This window comes from Chromatiales bacterium, from assembly GCA_024234935.1.
Taxonomy (GTDB): Bacteria; Pseudomonadota; Gammaproteobacteria; order Steroidobacterales.
The window spans coordinates 57292-76202 of sequence record JACKNI010000007.1 but is presented as its reverse complement, the minus strand read 5'-3'; the positions used below and the strand labels follow the sequence as shown (position 1 = coordinate 76202).

The 18911-nt window shown below is 66.1% G+C and carries 5 protein-coding genes; all 5 read right to left on the bottom strand.

Features of this window, described 5'->3' with window-relative positions:
• Window positions 1–41 precede the first annotated feature (41 nt).
• Window positions 42–584, bottom strand: coding sequence for a GTP cyclohydrolase I FolE (gene folE, locus H6979_12710; protein MCP5140706.1), 543 nt, complete (start codon window positions 582–584; stop codon window positions 42–44).
• Window positions 585–670: 86 nt separating this feature from the next.
• Entirely contained in the window at window positions 671–6985 is a 6315-nt protein-coding gene (locus H6979_12705; GenBank protein MCP5140705.1) for an amino acid adenylation domain-containing protein, read from the bottom strand.
• Window positions 6982–15168, bottom strand: a complete 8187-nt coding sequence (locus H6979_12700) for an amino acid adenylation domain-containing protein (GenBank protein ID MCP5140704.1) — start codon at window positions 15166–15168, stop codon at window positions 6982–6984. The genes H6979_12705 and H6979_12700 overlap by 4 nt, the downstream gene beginning before the upstream one ends.
• Window positions 15165–18146 (bottom strand): amino acid adenylation domain-containing protein, encoded by a 2982-nt coding sequence (locus H6979_12695; protein ID MCP5140703.1) that lies wholly within the window; start codon window positions 18144–18146, stop codon window positions 15165–15167. The genes H6979_12700 and H6979_12695 overlap by 4 nt, the downstream gene beginning before the upstream one ends.
• Window positions 18143–18910: a class I SAM-dependent methyltransferase gene (locus tag H6979_12690; protein MCP5140702.1), complete on the bottom strand. Its 768-nt coding sequence runs from the start codon at window positions 18908–18910 to the stop codon at window positions 18143–18145. The genes H6979_12695 and H6979_12690 overlap by 4 nt, the downstream gene beginning before the upstream one ends.
• Window position 18911 lies beyond the last annotated feature (1 nt).

Genomic DNA, 18911 nt, shown 5'->3' with positions numbered 1-18911 from the left:
GCCTCATCTCCTGCCGGCCCACTGGAAGGAAGTCCGGCTTGTCAGGTACCCAGCAGCCGCAGGAACTCGTTGCGGGTCTGCGGATGCGAACGGAAATGGCCAAGCATGCACGAGGTCGTCATGATCGAGTTCTGCTTCTCGACACCGCGCATCATCATGCACATGTGCTGGGCCTCGATGACCACACCGACACCCTTGCCGTTGATCGCCGACTGCACGCATTCGGCGACCTGCTTGGTCAGCACCTCCTGGATCTGCAGACGACGCGCGTAGTAGTCCACGATGCGCGCGATCTTCGACAGGCCGAGCACCTTGCCGTTCGGCAGATAGGCCACGTGACACTTGCCGATGAATGGCAGCATATGGTGTTCACACATCGAGTACATCTCGATGTTGCGGATGATCACCAGTTCATCGGTATCGCTGGTGAACACGGCATCGTTGATCAGTGTGCTGATGTCCTGGCGATAGCCGCGGGTCAGGAAGTGAAAGGCTTTCGCCGCCCGCTCTGGCGTCTTGACCAGACCTTCGCGCTGCACGTCCTCGCCGAGCAGCGTGATGATGTCGCGGAAACGCTCGGTCATCTGTTCGATGACGTGTTGCTCGTCCTGCGGTGGTGCGCTGCTAATGGGCTGCTGGGACACGGCGACTGCTCCTTGTTCTTGCCCGGCTATGGTAACGGACCCCGGGCCTGCCGTCCGATCGCCACCGGTACCGCCGCACCGCCTGACCGCTCCGTGAGTTGCGCCACGACGACTGCCAGCCCGCGGATGGTCGGCGTCTCGAAGATACTGATCAGCGGCAGCTCGACACCAAACCGGTCGCGGAGCCTGGCGATCAGGCGGGTGGCCAGCAGCGAATGTCCGCCGAGCGCAAAAAAATCGTCTTCCGGGCCGATATCCTCCCGTTTCAGCAGCGTCTGCCAGAGCTCGGTCAGCGTGGCTTCGACATCGCCCTCGGCGATCGCCGCCCTGCCGGTTGCTGCCGGTCGCGACAACGGCCGGCCGGCCAGCGCACGGCGATCCAGCTTGCCGTTCGGCAGCTGCGGCAGGCTGTCGACGGCAACATAGTGAGCCGGCAGCAGCGGATCCGGCAAGAGCGGTTTGAGATGAGCGCGCAGTTCGGCTGGTGTCGGCAGGGTCGCCGCCCTGCGCAGACTGCAGTACGCAACCAGCATCGGCTCGCTGGCGGGCTCGGCATGCAGGACCACGGCAACAGCGGCCAGGGCCGGATGCGTGCGCAGCGCGGCCTCAACTTCCCCGGGCTCGATACGAATACCGCCGAGCTTCAGCTGATCGTCGCGCCGGCCCAGCCAGGCCAGACTGCCATCCGGCAGCCAGCGCGCCAGATCCCCGGTGTGCAGACGTCCGGCGGGTACATAGCGGCTCTCGATAACCACTTCGCCGCTGATGCCAGCCGGCTGATCCTGCTCGTCGAGCAGCAGCACGCGCTGGTCACCGACCGGCCAGCCCAGCGACAGCACATTGCCGTAAGGCTGGGTGTCATGCGTCGAAAAACACTGCAGCACTGCCGTCGCTTCGGTCAGGCCATAGCCGTTGACGAACTGCGCACCCCTGCGAAAGCGCGACCTGAACAGCTCGAAGTCGGCACGACGCGCTGTCTCACCGCCGAGTACAACGAGCCGCACGCGCGACAGGTCCTGGCGGCACGCGACGTGACTGCCGAACAGATAGCGGTACACGGTGGGTGTGGCGTGCAGGACGCTGAGACCTGCGTCGGCGATGCGGTCAAGCAGCGTCTCGCGATCGAGTCGCCGGATGTCGAGCGGATATACAGCTGCACCGCTCAGCAGTGCGCCAAAGATATCCTGCACGGCTGCATCGTAGCCGTAGGTCGAGACCAGACTCAGCCGATCGGCCGGACCCAGGCCGAGGTTTTCCGCCCAGCTGCGCACGTAGTGCAGGACGTTGCGCTGGGTCTGCGCCACACGTTTCGGTGTACCGGTGGTGCCCGAAGTGTAGAGCAGATAGGCCGCATCGTCCGGACTGCCGGGCAGCAGGGTGAGCGCCGCGGGCGGCGAAGCCGGCAATTCGTCGAGCACGATCAGTTGCAGCGCACTTTCTCTCAGCCAGGCACCAGTCGGACTGTCGAGTGCCGCGCGTTCGCTGACTGCGATGCGCAGACCGGCATCGCGAACGACGACATCAAGTCGTGCCGCCGGTGCGAGCGGGTCGAGCGGCACATAGGCAGCCCCGGCCTGCAGCACGCCGAGCATCGCCGCCACCTGCCCCGCTCCCTGGTTGAACCACAGGCCGACGTGCGTACCGCGTGTGACACCGCGCTGCATGAGTGCCGCCGCCACTGCCCGGGCCCGCTGATCGAGTCCGGCGTAGCTCCACTCCACACCGCTGCTGCCGGCAACAGCCGATGCGGCAACTGCCGTTGCCGCCGCGCGCTGTTGCAGTTGCGCAGCAAACGCTGCTGCAAGCGTGCCCTCACCCGCCTGACGCAGGAGCGCAATCTCCGGCAGGCTGCGTGCGACAGGCGGTGCAGCAACACACAGACTGGCCAGCGGCGCATCCGGTCTGGAGACCACAGCCGCCAGCAGCGCGGCGAAATCATCCAGCATGCGCTGCATCGATGCAGCGTTGAACAGATCGGTGCTGTACTCGAAACTCACGGCAAGTCCTGCCGTGGTCTCGCTGAGCGACACGCTCAGCTCGAACTTCGCGGTACCGCGATCGATCGCCAGTGGCGTCGCCTCAATACCAGACAGTTCCAGCCGACCGGCCGGTTCGTTGTGCAGGTTGAAAAGCACCTGGAAGACCGGCGACCGACCGGTACTGCGCGGTGGTTTGAGCACTTCGACAAGTTGTTCAAAGGGCACGTCCGCATGTGCCCAGGCAGCCAGCGTGCCGTCTTTTACCCGCTGCAGCAGTTCGCGGAAGCGTGGATTGCCGCGCAGCTCTGTACGCAGCACCAGCGTGTTGACGAAAAAACCGACAAGGCCTTCCAGTTCGGTACGCGGCCTGCCCGCTACCGGGGTACCGACCACCACGTCTTCGCTGCCGGCATGACGCGCGAGCAGCACATCGAAAGCAGCAAGCAAGACCATGAACAGCGTGCAGCCTTCAGCCTGCGCCAGCGACTTGAGCGCCGATTGCAGCCCCGGCTCGAGCAGGCGGAAGCAGCGCGCACCGCGATGTGTACTCAGCGCCGGACGCGGCCGGTCGGTGGGCAGATCGAGATACGGCGGCGCATCTTTCAGCTGCGTCTGCCAGAAGTCCAGCTGGCGTGCGAGTTCGCCGTCTTCGAGCGCTGTACGTTGGCGGATCGCATAATCGGCATACTGCAGCGGCAATGCTGCCAGATGCGGTGACTGGCCGGCCAGCGCCGCGTTGTAGAGCGCCGACAGCTCGCGACTCAATATTCCCAGCGACCAGCCATCGGCGACGATATGGTGTACGACGATCGCCAGCACCTGGTCGTCCTTCGCTGCCGGCAGCACGAACACCCGCAGCAGAGGACCATGCGCGAGGTCGAAACGCACCAGCTGCAAGCAGGTCTTCAGTCGGGCCTCCCCGGTATCGCCTACATTGGCGGGTGGGTCCGCGCTCAGTACATTCACCGGCACGGCGAGCGTCTCGTCGATGAGCTGCCGCGGCTCGCCATCGGCTTCCACAAAGCGGGTACGCAGCACCGCATGACGTGCGACGAGCGCGTCTACGGCGAGCTGCAGGGCCTCTGGATCCAGCACACCCCGCAGGCGGAAGGTCCACGCGAGGTTGTAGACCGGGCTGCCTGGCTGCAACCGGTCCAGAAACCACAGCCGCTGTTGTACCGGTGAAAGCGGCGCCAGCCTGTGCACTGCAGACGGTGCAGGCAGCGCCGGCGGCGATGTGATATGCGCTGTCGGCAGGCCGGCGGCAATACCGGATGCGGTCGGCGTCATGAACAGGGCCTTCAGCGGCAGCTCGATCTGCAGGGCATCGCGGATCCGCGCAATCAGCTGTGTGGCGAGCAGCGAGTGCCCGCCCAGGGCAAAGAAATCCTCGTTTGCGCCGACACGGTCGCGGCCCAGCACGGTGGCAAACAGCTCGCACAGCATGACTTCAAGGGGCGAGAGCGGCGCATCAGCACTGTCTGCCCTGGTACCAGTTGGCAACACGGCCGGCAAGGAAGCCCGGTCGAGTTTGCCGTTCGGGTTCAGCGGCAGTTCGGGCAGCCAGACGAATTCAGACGGCACCATGTATTCGGGCAGACGGCCGCGCAGATGGCGCACGAGCAACCCGGCCGAGACGTCAGCGCCAGCCGGCACCATGAAAGCAACCAGCCGCGGATCGCCGGCAAAATCGCGCAGCACCACGACCGCCGCGCTGACGGCCGGATGCGCAAGTAGCGCCGCCTCGATTTCACCCGGCTCGATGCGAAAGCCGCGCAGCTTGAGCTGGAAATCGCTGCGGCCAAGGATTTCCAGACCGCCATCGCTGCGCCAGCGTGCACGGTCACCGGTCCGGTACATGCGCGCAGGGACACCGGCAAAGGGATCGGCAAGGAAGCGCTCGGCCGTGAGTTCCGGCCGCGCGTGATAACCGCAAGCCACGCCATCGCCACCGATCCACAGCTCGCCGCGTACACCTCGCGGCACCGGCTCTCGCTGCGCGTCCAGCACATAGCAGCGCGTGTTGGCGATCGGCCGGCCCACCGGTACCGGCGCTGAGGAAACCGCCGTGATCCGCGCGCAGCAGGACCAGACCGTGGTTTCGGTTGGCCCATACATGTTCCAGAGGTCAGCGCCGCGTGCGAGCAGCGCAGAGGCCAGGTCCGCATCCAGCGACTCACCGCCGCAGAGCATGCGCAGATCCGGCTGGCCGGTCCAGCCGGCAGCGACCAGGTTGCGCCACAGTGCCGGCGTCGCCTGCATCATGGAGATACGCGACCCCGCCAGACGATGGATCAGCAACTGTGGATCGGCCAGTTCATCGCGCATGGCAATCACCGTCGTTGCACCGACGGCAAGCGGCAGCAGGAGTTCCAGCACGGCGATATCGAAGGCCAGCGTGGTCACTGCCAGCAGCCGGTCATCCGTCGCGAGGCCCGGCGTGCGCGCCATGCTGTGCAGGAAATTCAGCACCGCCTGCTGCGGGACTGCCACACCTTTCGGCTGGCCAGTCGAGCCGGAGGTATAGATCAGGTAAGCGAGGGCATCGCCGGACAGCGGCGCGAACGCCGGAATGCTGCTGACCGAACCGGACCTGGCTGTACCGGGATCGAACACGGTGCCGCGAAAATCCGCCAGTCTCCCGGCCAGGGCAGGCGCGGCAACCAGCATGCTGGCGCCGGAATCCTCGAGGATGAACGCCAGCCGCGCGGACGGATGCGCCGTGTCCAGGGGCACATAGTGGGCGCCGATGCGCAACACCGCGAGCACACTCGCCAGCATGTCGATGCCGCGCTCCAGGCAGATCGCCACAGCCTGACCGGGCCGCACGCCGCGGGCGTACAGGGCCGCAGCCAGCTGTTCCGCACGGTCGAGCAGTTGCGCATAAGTCAGCGCCACACCATCGGCTTCGGCGGCGACAGACCCGGGACTGCGCGCCGCCCGGGCAGCAAACAGCGACCAGACGCCGCAGTTTCTGTCATAGGGCGCAGCGTAGTCATTCCACGTGTCGAGCAGCTGTCGCCGGTCCGCTTCGGCCTGCACCGGCAGCACAGACAGGGATGCAGACGGATCGGCCACGATCGCAGACAGCAGCGTCTCGTAGCCCGCAGCAAGACCCTCGATGGTGCCCCGGTCGAAGATATCGCTGTTGTACTCGAGCGCCAGCCAGAGTTGCGACTCGAACTCCGAGACCGACACGGTGAGCTCAAACTTTGCGGTATCCGCCGCATCCATCTCCGCGGGCCTTACTGCCAGCGCGCCGAACTCCACGGCTTCCCAGGGCGTGTTCTGCAGGATGAACATCACCTGGAACAGCGGCGAGTGCGAAAGATTGCGCGGCGGCTTCAGGACCTCGACCAGCTTTTCGAATGGCAGCTCCTGGTGTGAAAAGGCGCCGAGCGTGGCAGTGCGTACACGCGCGAGCAGCTCGCTGAATCTTTCAGCGCCCTCCAGCCGGGTGCGGATGGCAAGCGTATTGGCAAAGCAGCCGATCAGCGCCTCGAGTTCACTGCGCCGTCGTCCCGCAATCGGCGTACCGATCACGAGGTCCGACTGACCCGACCAGCGCGCAAGCAGCAGGTTGAATGCGGCAAACAGCAACATGTAGAGCGTCACGCCCTCCTCTGCAGCGAGCGCCTGCAGCCGGGCGCTGAGCGCCGCGGGTACAGCGCGGCTGAACCGGTTGCCGCGGTAGGTCTGCAGCACCGGACGCGGCCGGTCAGTCGGCAGCTCGAGCAGCGGCGGCGCGCCCTCGAGATGCTCGCGCCAGAAAGCCATCTGCCGCTCGAGTTCGGCACCGGCAAGCCAGTCGCGCTGCCAGACCGCGAAGTCGGCGTACTGCACCGGGAGTTCCGGCAGCTGTGCAACAAGGCCGCGACTGAAAGCGCTGTAATACGCGGCAAGATCCCGGTACAGCACGCCAGCTGACCAGGCATCCGATACGATATGGTGCATCACCAGCAGCAACACATGTTCAGTGGCCTCTGCATCGAGACGCAGCAGGTGTACACGCAGCAAGGGCCCGCGCTGCAGATCAAAACTCGTTGATCCCAGCTCATTCAGCTTTGCCGCCAGCACGGTATCGCTGGCACCATGCAGTTCAGCCGTCTGCACCAGTACTTCAAGCTGGCTCGCGACCCGCTGCACGGCATCGACGCCGCGCGTTGCAAAGCTGGTGCGCAAGGATTCATGTCTCGCCACGACCGCATCGACGGCGCGCTGCAGGCTGTCGTGATCCAGCCGACCGGAGAGTCGCAGTGCCATCTTCAGGTTGTAGACCGCGCTCGCACCTTCGAGCTGGTCCAGAAACCACAGCCGCTGCTGGGCGAACGAAGCCGGAAAGACGTAGTGCGCGGTACTCATGCTTCTGCCCGACGCTCCAGTCGCGGAATCACATCCGGCGCGACCGGCTTGCGCTGTTCAGCTGCCGCCACGCGCATGGCCAGCCCGCGGATGGTCGGCGCTTCAAAGACGCTGATCAGCGGCAGCTCCACGCCCAGCCGGGCGGCGATCCGCGCGATCATCCGCGTTGCCAGCAGCGAGTGGCCGCCGATGGCGAAGAAATCATCATCCGGCGCGATGGACGCCACCGGCAGCAGGCTTTGCCAGATTTCGGCCAGCTGCACTTCCAGTTCGCCAAGCGGTACCAAGCTATTATCAGATGCGGCGGGCACGGCTGCTTCCGGCACTTCAGAAGCGCGCAGCGGCACACCCAGCTGCGGCCGCAGGCTGGAGAGCCGTGCTTCCGGCGCCCGGGCGACGGATTCCAGCAGAACGAGAAAATCTGCAGCGAGTGACTCGATCCGCTTCCTTGAATAAAGCGTACTCCGCCAGGCAAATGCGATATCGAGTCCGCGCGCGTCTTCGGCCACATGGACGCTGAGATCAAACTTCGCAGCCTCGACGCTGATCGGCACGGGCTCGCTCTCGAGCCCGGACAGCACCAGCGGCACGCGCGGCTGGTTGTGCAAGGTGAACAGCACCTGCACGATCGGGCTGTGGCTCAGCGAGCGCTGCGGTGCCAGCACCTCGACCAGCTTTTCAAAGGGCACATCGGCATGTGCGTATGCATCGAGCGCGACGCGCCGGACGCGCACCAGCAGCTCGCTGAAAGCCGGATCGCCGCGCAAATCCGTGCGCAGCACCAGCGTGTTGAGGAAGAAGCCGATCAGTCCCTCGAGCTCGGTGTGCGGTCGGCCAGCCAGCGGCGTGCCGACCAGCACATCCTCGCTGCCGGCATGGTGGCCGAGCAGCACATCGAATGCCGCGAGCAGGACCATGAACAGCGTGCAGCCCTGTGCGCGCGCCAGTTCGTGGAGACCGGCGCAACTGCGCGACGGCAGCAGACAATGATGCCAGGCACCGGTTGCCGTGTCGGCGGATTCGCGCGGCTGGTCGGCGGGCAGCGACAGCAGTGCGGGCGCGCCCTGCAAGGCCTCGCGCCAGAAATCGAGCTGTCGTGCCAGTTCACCGCTGGCCAGCCAGTCAGCCTGCCAGCGCGCATAGTCCGCGTACTGCAGCGGCAAGGGATTCCAGTCGGGCGCGCTGCCGGACAACGCCGCCTGATAGGCAATCGCAAGCTCGCGGTTCAGTACCGACAGCGACCAGCCGTCGGCGATGATGTGGTGCATGACCAGCACCAGCAGCTGATCATCAGGCGCGATTTCCAGCACGCGGAGCTGCCACAACGGACCGCAAGCCAGATCAAAGTGCAGTCCCTGCAGATAGTCTGCGGCAGCCAGTTGCGGGTCACGGCCATTCAGCGCAAGGAACGCCGCACTGATCCAGCCAGCCGGGATATCCACGGGCTTCAGCACCTGCTGCGTGGCTATACCATCGTCTTCGACGAAGCGGGTGCGCAGCACGGCATGCCTCGCGACGAGCGCATCGACGGCAACTTGCAGCGCATCGCGATCGAGCCGGCCGCGCAGACGCACCGCCCAGGGCAGGTGCCAGGCCCGGCTGTCCGGCTGCAGACGGTCGAGAAACCACAGCCGCTGCTGCATCGCTGAAAGCGGCGCCGGCCTGTCGGCCTGCCGTGAATCGGGACGCTGGCGATAGCGCGACATTTCCGGGGTACGCACGCGTCCGCTGCCCCGCGCGTCATCGAGTGCCGCGGCGATCCCGGCCGGCGTCGGCATCGTGAAGATCACCCGCAGCGGCAGTTCCCTCTGCAGCGCATCGCGGATGCGGGCCACGAGCCTGGTAGCCAGCAGCGAGTGGCCACCACAGGCGAAAAAATCATCGTGTACACCGAAGGCACAGTGACCGAGCACCTCGGCAAACAGCGCGCAGACCACTTCTTCGACCGGCGTTCGGGCGCTCACCGGCATCGGCCCGGAAGCGGGTGCGTCCCACTGCGGCTCTGGCAAGGCCGCCCGGTCGATCTTCCCGTTGGGACCCAGCGGTAGCGCCGGCAGCGTCACGAAAATGTTGGGTATGAGATGCTCAGGCAAACTGGACTGCAAGGCCAGCCGCAGGTCTGGCACCGGCACAGCCGCATCGCCGGGCACGATCCAGGCCACCAGGCATGCATCGCCAGCCGCTGTTTCGCGTCGGCCGACGACAGCGTGGCGGATGGCCGGATGTTCTGTCAGGCGTGCCTCGACTTCAGCCGGTTCGATGCGAAAGCCGCGCAGCTTGAACTGGAAGTCGGCGCGGCCAAGCAACTCCAGATTGCCATCGTGGCGCCAGCGTGCGCGGTCGCCGCTACGGTACAGACGCGCACCCGGCACACCGGCAAAAGGATCGGCAATGAATTTCTCCGCGCTGAGTTCCGGCTGACCGAAGTACCCTTGCGCCACACCGGCACCACCGATGCACAGCTCACCGGGCACGCCGGCCGGGACAATATCGCCGCGCGCGTCGACCACGTAGAGCCGCGCATTCGCTAGCGGCCTGCCAACCGGCACTGCGCCGGCGGCAGGCATATCCTCACCGACTTCCAGGCAGGCGCTGTCGATCGTTGCCTCGGCGACGCCGTAGGAATTGAACACGCGGGTGCCAGACGTGCAGCGGGCGCGCAGCGCAGCGGCCTCGGCAGCAAACCACAGGTCAGAACCGACGATCAGCAGACGCAGCGGCGGCAACTGCAGGTCCTGTGCGTCTGCATGCGCAAGCAGCAGCCGGATCACCGCCGGCACGAACTCGGCAACTGCAATTTTCTCGTGGGTCAGCACGGCCAGCAGCGCCGACGGCTCGAGCAGCGTCTCGCGCGGACACAGCACCAGGCGGCCACCCGAACCCAGCGCACGGACCCAGTCGCCGCTGAAGACATCGAATGCCACGCTCGCCATTTGCAGATGGGATTCGCCCGGCTGCAGGGTATAGAGCTCAAGCCATGCCGACAGTGCGCTGGCAAGATTGCCATGCGTGACCATCACGGCCTTCGGCCGGCCGGTAGAGCCGGAGGTGTAGAGCAGGTAGGCCAGGTCATCGGCACTCACGCGGAGCACCGGTGGACTCGCGGCACAGCGGTCTGTTTCTGCCTGCAACGCATCAGGCTGCAGCAGGCGCGCATCGTCGACCGCAAAGCAGGCACGGGTTTTCATATCGACGAGCAGCAGAGCGAGATCGGCGTCGTCTGCCATCGCCGCCAGTCGTGCGGGCGGGTAAGCGGGATCCAGCGGCACATAGGCTGCACCGGCTTTCAGCACCGCCAGCACCGCGACCAGCAAGGACGGCTCGCGCGACAGGCAGATGCCAATCCGCGCGCCGGCTGGCAAACCCCGCGCGAGCAGGAAGTGTGCAAGCCGGTTGGCACGCGCTTCGAGTTCGCCATAGCGCAGGGATATTCCACCCAGCGAAACCGCCGGCGCATCCGGCCAGCGCAGCGCATTGCCGGCCACGGTCTGATGCACCGGCACAAAGCCCGCCGCAAGGACCGGCGGATTGAAGTCGTCGAGCAGGTGCTGCCGGCCGGCTTCATCGAGCAACGGCAATCGCGATATGGCCTGTGCCGGGCACTCGACGATCCCCTGGAGCAGACACAGACAGGAATCGGCAAGCTGCTCGACGGTCCGGACTGCGAACAGATCGGTCGCGTATTCGAAGATCAGCCCGACCTGCTCGCCCTGCTCACTCGCCGTCAGCGTGAGATCGAAACTCGACACGCCCTGGTCTACCAGCCGGTCGAGACGGAACGTCAGCCCCGCCACCTGTTGTTGCTCTTCCGGCATACGGATCAGGTTGAACATGACCTGGAACAGCGGCGCACGGCTCAGACTGCGCGCGGGACGCAGCGCTTCGACGAGTTTCTCGAAGGGCAGATCCTGGTGCGCCTGGGCCTCGAGCGTCACCGTGCGCACACGCTGCAGCAACTCCGTAAAGGTTGGGTCACCACTGAGATCCGTGCGCATCACCAGCGTGTTGATGAAAAGTCCGACCAGCTGCTCCAGGGAACGCTCGGTCCGCCCCTCTACCGGCGTACCGACGACAATGTCCTCGCTGCCGCTGTAGCGGGACAGCAGCACGTCGAAGGCAGCAAGCAACACCATATATAAGGTGCCCTGCTGCTCGCGGGCCAGTGCCCGCAACGCCCGCACCAGTCCGGACGGCAAGGTGCGGCGTACCCAGGCACCGCGGAACTGCTGCTCGGCGGGCCGCGGATAATCAGTCGGCAACTCGAGTGCCGCCGGCATGCCCGCCAGTTGTGCGCGCCACCAGGCGAGGTCCGCGGCCAGCCCCGCATCAGGCGGTCGCCGCCGCTGCCAGAGCGCATAGTCCGCATACCTGATCGCCGGCGGCGGCAGTGCCGGCTCCCTGCCAGCGGCGAATGCCGCATAGCTCGTCACCAGCTCTTCAAAAAGCACATGGTTGGAGGTGGCATCCGTGATGATGTGCTGCATGGCGAGCATCAGCAGGTGTTCATCCGCCGAGCGATGCACGAGTACCGCGCGCAGCAGCGGGCCGGTAGCCAGCACGAAAGGCGCCCGCGCATGGCGCAATAGCGCTGCCTGCAATTCCGTTTCCCCGGCGATATCGAGCTCGACCAGGCCGAGCGACCCGGGCTCATCGATGCACAGCTGCGGTCGGCCAGCCACAGCCGGAAAGCGGCTGCGCAAGGCTTCGTGGCGCGCGATGAGAAAGTCGAGTGCGGCGCGTAGCGCACCGCGGTCCAGCGCTCCGGACAGACACACCGTCCAGGCGATGTTGTAAGCCGGACTGCCGGGATCAAGCTGGTCCAGGAACCAGAGCCGCTCCTGGGCAAAGGACAGCGGCACGACATCGTCATGTGCTGCCGCGACCAGGCCCGCGGCGGCTTGCGACTGCCGCCGGCTGTCGAGCGCCGCCGCCAGCGCTGCGATCGTCGGTGCCGCAAACATCTCGCGCAGCGTGAAGTCTTGCGCATGGCGGGTGCGGATCCGGCTGACGATGCGCGTGGCGAGCAACGAGTGGCCACCTGCATCGAAGAAGTTCTCATCGACGCCGATGTGTCTGCCACCGAACACCTCCGACCACATCGCTGCAAGCTCGCGCTCGGTGTCGGTACGCGGCCCTGCACCGGCGGCCGGTACTTCGACACGGCTCCCGTTGCCGTACAGCGCCGCAAACGCACGCCGGTCCAGCTTTCCGCTCGGCGTCAGCGGCAACTGATCGAGGCATTGCCAGCCGGCCGGCAGCATGTGCGCCGGCAACAAGCGGCGCAGATGTGTGCGCAATCCTGACCACAGTTCTGCATCGGACCCGGTATCCGCCTGTGCAGCGCGCACCACGCCGGCGACGAGGCGCGCGGCCTCGCCCTCTCCGCAGATTGTGACGATGGCGCCGGCGACGGCCGGATGGGCAGTGAGCGCACTCTCGATCTCGCCCGGCTCGATGCGCAGCCCGCGCAGCTTGAACTGGGCATCGAGCCGGCCCAGACACTCAATCTGGCCGTCAGCAAGCCAGCGCGCGCGATCGCCACTGCGATACAGACGTAGCGGCTCGCCATCCGTGGCGAGACGGAGCGTGATGAACTTCTCCGCTGTCAGTTCCGGCCGCTGCCAGTAGCCGGGTCCGACCCCGATGCCGCCAACGTACAGCTCGCCGGGAATGCCCGGCGGCAGCAGCTCGGCGTTGGCATCGAGTACATGGACGCTCGCATTGGCAACCGGCCGGCCGATCGGCACACGCTCCGTCGCCGCGGACAACCCGGTCACTTCATGACAGGTGGCATCCCAGATCTCCGAGGTGCCATAGGTGTTCAGCAGCCGCGCGCCGGGAAAAGCCGAGCGGAAACGCCGCGCGAGCGCCGGATCCAGCGGCTCGCCGCTGCTGATGCAACTGCTGAGCGCGGGCAGCCCTCCCGCCGGCATTGCATCGAGCAGTGCGCGCAGCAGCGAGGGCACGAGCACCAGGTGCGTGACCGCATGAGCGCGCAGGAAGTCCGGCAGGCGCAGCGCATCGCCGGCAATATCGTCCGGCACGATCACCAGCGGGATACCGTGACCGAGCGCGCCGAAGATCTCCCACAGCGAATCGATAAACCCGAAACTGGTGCGCAGCGCAAACACGTCCTCCGCACCGAAGCCGTAGCCCTGCCACATCCAGTGGCAACGATTGACCGCCGAAGCATGCGTGGTCAACGCGCCTTTCGGCATGCCCGTGGAGCCCGAGGTATAGAGGATCACTGCAGCGTCGGCTGGCGCCGGTACGGCCGGCTTCAGCGGCGCATCCGGCCGGAAGGGATGCAGGTCGCGAAGCACGATCTGCACGCCCGCATCGGCGGCGACAAACTGCAGACGTGCCAGCGGCCAGGCCGGATCCAGCGGGACGATCACGCCGCCCGCACGCAGGATACCGAGCAGCGCAACGACAGCTTCGGCCGAGCGCGGCATGCACAGGCCCACCGGCATGCCGGGCTGCAGACCACAGGCGGTCAGGTCGGCCGCCAGCTCTGCGCTGCGCTCCTCAAGCCGGGCGTAGCTCCAGAGCCCTGTGGTGGTGTGCAGCGCCGGCGCCTCCGGCACGCGACGGGCCTGCTCAAGAAAGGCGTCATGCAACGATGTCCGCTCCGGGTACGGCGCAGCCGTATCGTTCCAGTCATGAAGGATCTTCCGGCGTGCGACTTCGGACAGCAGGCTGAGCCCGGCCATCGGCGCATCCGGACGGTCGATGATTGCAGCAAGCAGCACTGCGTATATCTGCGCCAGTTGTGCGCCGACCAGGTCCTCAAGCACAGCCGTCGACCAGGCGAAATAGCCGTCCATCGGCTGCCCTTCACCCGCATCGCGCAGCAGACACTCGAGGTCAAAGTACGAAGCGCGTTCGGCCGGCAGGGACAGGAGGCAAAAGCGCACCTCAGGCGCAGCATCAGCCGGGGCGATGACCACCGGTTCCGGCTGTATACCGGTCTCCCATGAAAACAGGATCTGGAACAGCGGATGCTCATCCAGTTTTCGCTCCGGGCTGACGGCAGCCACTACCCGCGAAAAAGGCACATTCCGGTACTGCATGGCCTCGAGCACCATTGCCCGCTCACGCAACAGGTGACTGCGAAATGAATCCTGCAGTTCGACCGGCGTCCGCAAGGCAACCGGGTTCACCAGGCAGCCGATCATCTCGCGCTGCTCGGGCGTATCCCGCAGGGTCATCGGCGTACCGATCACCAGATCGTGCTGCCCGGTCAGACGGACCAGCAGTACACGAAACGCGGCCAGCAGCACGACATACGGAGTGGTGCCGCTGTCACGTGCGAGTCGACGCAGCCTGTCGGCCAGCGACGCCTCCAGGCTAAAGGCAGAGCGCCGGGAGATTTTGGTGCCCCGCCGCGGACGCACCAGCGCATGCAGGGCCGCAGGCGGCGGCGATGCGAGTATCTCCTGCCAGCGCTGCAGCACGCCGGTTTCATGCTGCGCATCGGTCTGCAGCTGCGCACGCGCCACGTCCGCATACTCGAGCTGCAGCGGTGGCAGCGGTGATGGCTTCCCCGCGAGCAGTGCCTGATAGAGCGCAACCAGCTCCGCGCGAATGACCGGAACCGACAGCCCGTCAGCGATGATGTGATGTGCCGTGACCAGCAGTACGTGCTGCTCGTCGGCCATACGGCAGAGTTGCGGCTTCAGCAGCGGACCACGCCGCAGGTCGAAGGGCTCACGCAACGCTGTGGCAGCGATTTCCAGCAGACCGGACTGCACCGTACCGACATTGACCTGCAACAGCGGCGGACCATTCAGCTGCGGTGCTGCCGGTACCTGCCAGACCTGGCCGTCCTTTTCACTGAAAGTCGTACGCAGTATCGAATGACGCGCAAGCAGGGCATGCCAGGCCCGCGCGAGCAGCGTCGGATCGAGCGGACCATCGATACGGATCGCAAACTGCTCGCTGGCGCCGGTGTCCTGCGGATAGAGTTCATGCAGGAACCAGAGGCTCTGCTGTGCAAAGCCGAGTGGCGCCGGGTTCCCGTTGTGGAAATAGTCCAGCAGCTCCGGCTTGCGTTCGCTGAGGGCCTGACGCAGTTCCGGGGTCAGCGCGCCAGCCGGCGCGTCAAAGAGCAGACGCCCGCGCTCGACCCGCAGCGTGATTCCCGCCGCGCGCGTTGCCGCGAGCAGCTCCGCGATGGTCATAGCTCGCCGTGCTCGCGATCCATCGAGCCTTGCTGCATATGAGCCCCACCGCGCCCGAGTGCGGCCGCAAGCGGTGCTGCATATGCCGCTTCGAGATGGCGGCACATCGCGGCCACCGTAGGCGCATCGAACAGGGCTGCGAGCGGTACCGGCGCATCCAGCCAGCGCTGGGTCGTCGTGGTGAGTTGCACCGCGGTGATCGAGTCACCACCCAGATCAAAAAAGTTGTCCTCGACGCCAATCGCTTCCAGGCCCAGCGCCCGCGCCCAGAGTCCGGCAACAGCATTCTCCACGGCATTGCGCGGGGCGATGGCTGCAGCAGCAAGCCGCGGCCGATATCGGCCCGGTGCGGGCAGCGCCTCGCGGTCGAGTTTTCCGCCCGGCGTCAGCGGCAGCTCCGGCAGGAACAGCCAGCTCTGCGGCACCATGTATTCGGGTACGCGATCGCCGAGCCAGGCTCGCAGGGCGTCGACCGACACCACCTGATCCTCGCTACCGACATCCGCCAGCAGTTCGCGATGCAGTCGCATCGCACCCGCCTCGGTGCCTGAATGGCGCGTCACCTGCCTGAACTCGCGCGCCGGCCTGTCGCCCTCCGCGCCCAGGGACACGCACAACTCGTAATCCGGATGGCGCGGATCTGACTCGTTGAAAGCCCGCCAGCTGATGCGCACGACATCGCCACGATGCACGGTGATGCCGGTTTCTGCCATCGGCACGAACACCGGCAGCCAGGCACGCTGCTCCTGCAGATAGTCCACCGTGTGTACGGCATCGGCAGACACCACGGTCCACAGCAGGCAGCCATCCAGGTATCCGTCACGTCGCACTTCGAGTTCGGCACTGCCGATGTGGCCGGGCGGCAACGGCCCGTGGAACTCCAGCACTTCGAAATCGGTACCTGCGGTCAGCAGGTCCGCAGCTTTGACGTTGCGCACGCAGAGACGCACATCGAAGGGTTTTCCGGTCAGCATGAACATGCGCCGCACGTAGTCGGCGGCAAGCGGCGAAAAACGTGGCCGCTCGCGCGCTGCGGCAGGCAACTCCATCAGCGCAAGCCGGGTGACGCAACGGGACGGGACCGGCACGCAGCCCGCAGCAAAATTGCGGCGTGCGGCATTCCAGACCGCCACGATGCCATCGGCACTGCCGATATTGCCGATGATGCCCTGGGTACACACTTCGACCGGCTCCGGCAGCACCATGGCTGCAATATCACCGTGCAAAACGGTGATGCGATCTTCGAGCCCCAGCGTGCGCACCAGTTCAGCTGCCTGCCGTGCTGCCGCCTCGAGTATTTCAACCGCATACACGTGACGGGCACCGGCTTCGATACACAGGCGCGCCAGCACAGCATCGCTGCCGGTACCTATATCGAGTACAGCCTTGCCAGGCACGCTGCCGGCGAAAGCCGCGCGATAAGCGTTCAGCCGCACCGGTTCGGCGTTCATCAGTCCGTACAGGAACTCGTCGTATACCTCATACGCGCCCAGCGAAGGCCAGAACTCCAGTCCGGTTGCATCCGCCTTTGTTTCCGCGCTGACGATGTGCGCCGTGAGGCGCGGATTGCCGGCCACATCGCTCTGCAGTGCCACGGCTGCATCGCGTACGCCCGGGTGGCCACGCAATGCGGCTTCGATTTCCGCAGGCTCGATACGGTAGCCCCGATACTTGAGCTGCATATCGGCACGGCCCAGATACTCGAGTGCGCCATCAGCGCGCAGCCGCACCTGGTCACCGGTCCGGTAACCGCGCAGCAATCCCTGCCCGGCCACGACATGCGTGGTGAAGCGCTGTGCGGTGAGCGATGCGTCGCCGAAATAGCCCGCCGCGACACAGGTACCGGCCACCCACAGTTCGCCCGCTTCGCCCGGAGCGACGGGCCGGCCGGCAGCATCCAGTACCAGCACGTGACGACCGCCGAGGGGCTGGCCGATATTGCGCACTGCTTCGCTGCCGGAATCAGCTGCGCCGTAAATGCGCAAGGTTACCTGGCCAGCGGTCTCGGTCAGCGCGTAGGTGCTGAGCAGTCGTGGCGCAGAGGGTTGTCGTTCTGCATCCTGGTAGTGATGCCAGGTGGCGATGTCTTCCGGCCGCAGCGCCTCGCCACTGAGCGCGAGATAACGCAACCGGCTGCCGGCGATCGCCTGATGAAAAGGTGCCACGCCGAGCAGCCGGCGCAGGGCTGACGGCGTCTGGCTGAAGACCGTCACACCCCGCTCGGCAATCCAGGCACCGAGTGCAGCGGGTGCATTGCGGACCACTTCGGGCACCACCTGCAGGCAGCCACCGTGCAGCAGCGCACCGTGGATCTCCCAGACCGAGAAGCCGAAGGAAGCGGAATGAAACCAGCTCCAGACATCATCGGAACCGAACTCGAGCGCCGCGCAGAGCGGCGGAAACAGCCCGGCGAGATTGCCATGCGTGACCATCACGCACTTGGGCGCGCCGCCGGAACCGGAAGTGAACATCAGGTAGCAGAGCTGCTCCGGAACGATCTCCACTGCCGGATCCGCAGCACTGCATGCCGCAATCCGCGCGTGCTCCTGATCGAGATCAAGCAGCTCATGCATGCCGGCCGGGCAACGCTCGCGCAGGCGGGCACAGCTGATCAGCACCGCCGGATTCACGACACCCAGCATCTGCTGCAGGCGTTCGCGAGGCCAGGCCGGATCCAGCGGCAAGTAAGCGCCACCGGCCTTCAGCACGGCGAGCATCGCAACCAGCAGCTCGGTTCCGGGCTCGAGACAGATGCCGACTGGCACATCGCGGGCAACGCCGAGATCCTGCAGGCGATGCGCAAGCCGGTTGGCCGCAGCATCAAGCGCTGCATAAGCCAGCTGTTGTTCGCCACAGACGATTGCCGGCGCGTCGGGCCGCAGCTGCACGTGGGCGGCGAGGCGTTCCAGCAGGCTGAGCGACAGGCATGCATCCGGCGCATCGGACTGCGGCAGCGGTGTGCGCAACAGCGTACTCATGATCGCCGCATCCCGGGGAAATCGGCTGTCAGGCCCAGTACCGGCGGGTTACGCAGATAGTCAGCGTAGTAGCCGGCAGACCCGGCATCAGGGTCGAGTTCCAGCGGGTGCCATGCGATCGCGCTGAAGCCGGCGTCGCGCAGCACACGCTCGTAGCTGTCGCGCGAGTAGTACCAGGTATCAAAGCGGATCATCTGCCGCCCGGCTACCAGCGAGTAGCGGATCCGGCTGGCTTCGGCACGCGGCTCCGCCGCGACCTTGTCAAAGCCGTAGGGCGCATAGCCGGCGTAGTCGGCCACCGTCTGGTCCGGATTCTCGACGAGGGCGACGAGACGACCGCCGGGCTTCAGTACGTTCGCAAGCCGCTGGCACATGCGGGCGAGCACCTCGACCGATGGCGCGTAGTGCAGCAGATAGGCAGCCAGCACGATGTCGAAACCGCTTGCTCCGTAACCGGCACAGGGCAGCTCCGGCAAGTCCTCGACCGCACAGCACTGGTACAGGATGCCCAGCGGCTCCCGGCTCTCCTCCTCGCGTGCGAGCCGGATCATCGCCGCCGAAACGTCCACGCCGGCTATGCGGCCTGCGCCCCTTGCCATCAGTCGCCGGGCATGAAAGCCGTCGCCGCAGCCTGCATCGAAGATCGCGGATCCCCGGATATCACCGAGCAGGCGATCGATGGTCCAGCTTTCGATGGCCGCGCGCAGCGGTGAGGCCTTGCTGCGCTGATAGTCGCGGGCGAAGGCGTCGTAGACAGCGGCCACA

What these genes read in the sequence shown, in the direction of transcription:
- folE (MCP5140706.1), bottom strand. Translation starts at nt 584, where the DNA reads ATGACCGAGCGTTTCCGCGACATCATCACGCTGCTCGGCGAGGACGTG.
- H6979_12700 (MCP5140704.1), bottom strand. Translation starts at nt 15,168, where the DNA reads ATGACCATCGCGGAGCTGCTCGCGGCAACGCGCGCGGCGGGAATCACG.
- H6979_12695 (MCP5140703.1), bottom strand. Translation starts at nt 18,146, where the DNA reads ATGAGTACGCTGTTGCGCACACCGCTGCCGCAGTCCGATGCGCCGGAT.
- H6979_12705 (MCP5140705.1), bottom strand. Translation starts at nt 6,985, where the DNA reads ATGAGTACCGCGCACTACGTCTTTCCGGCTTCGTTCGCCCAGCAGCGG.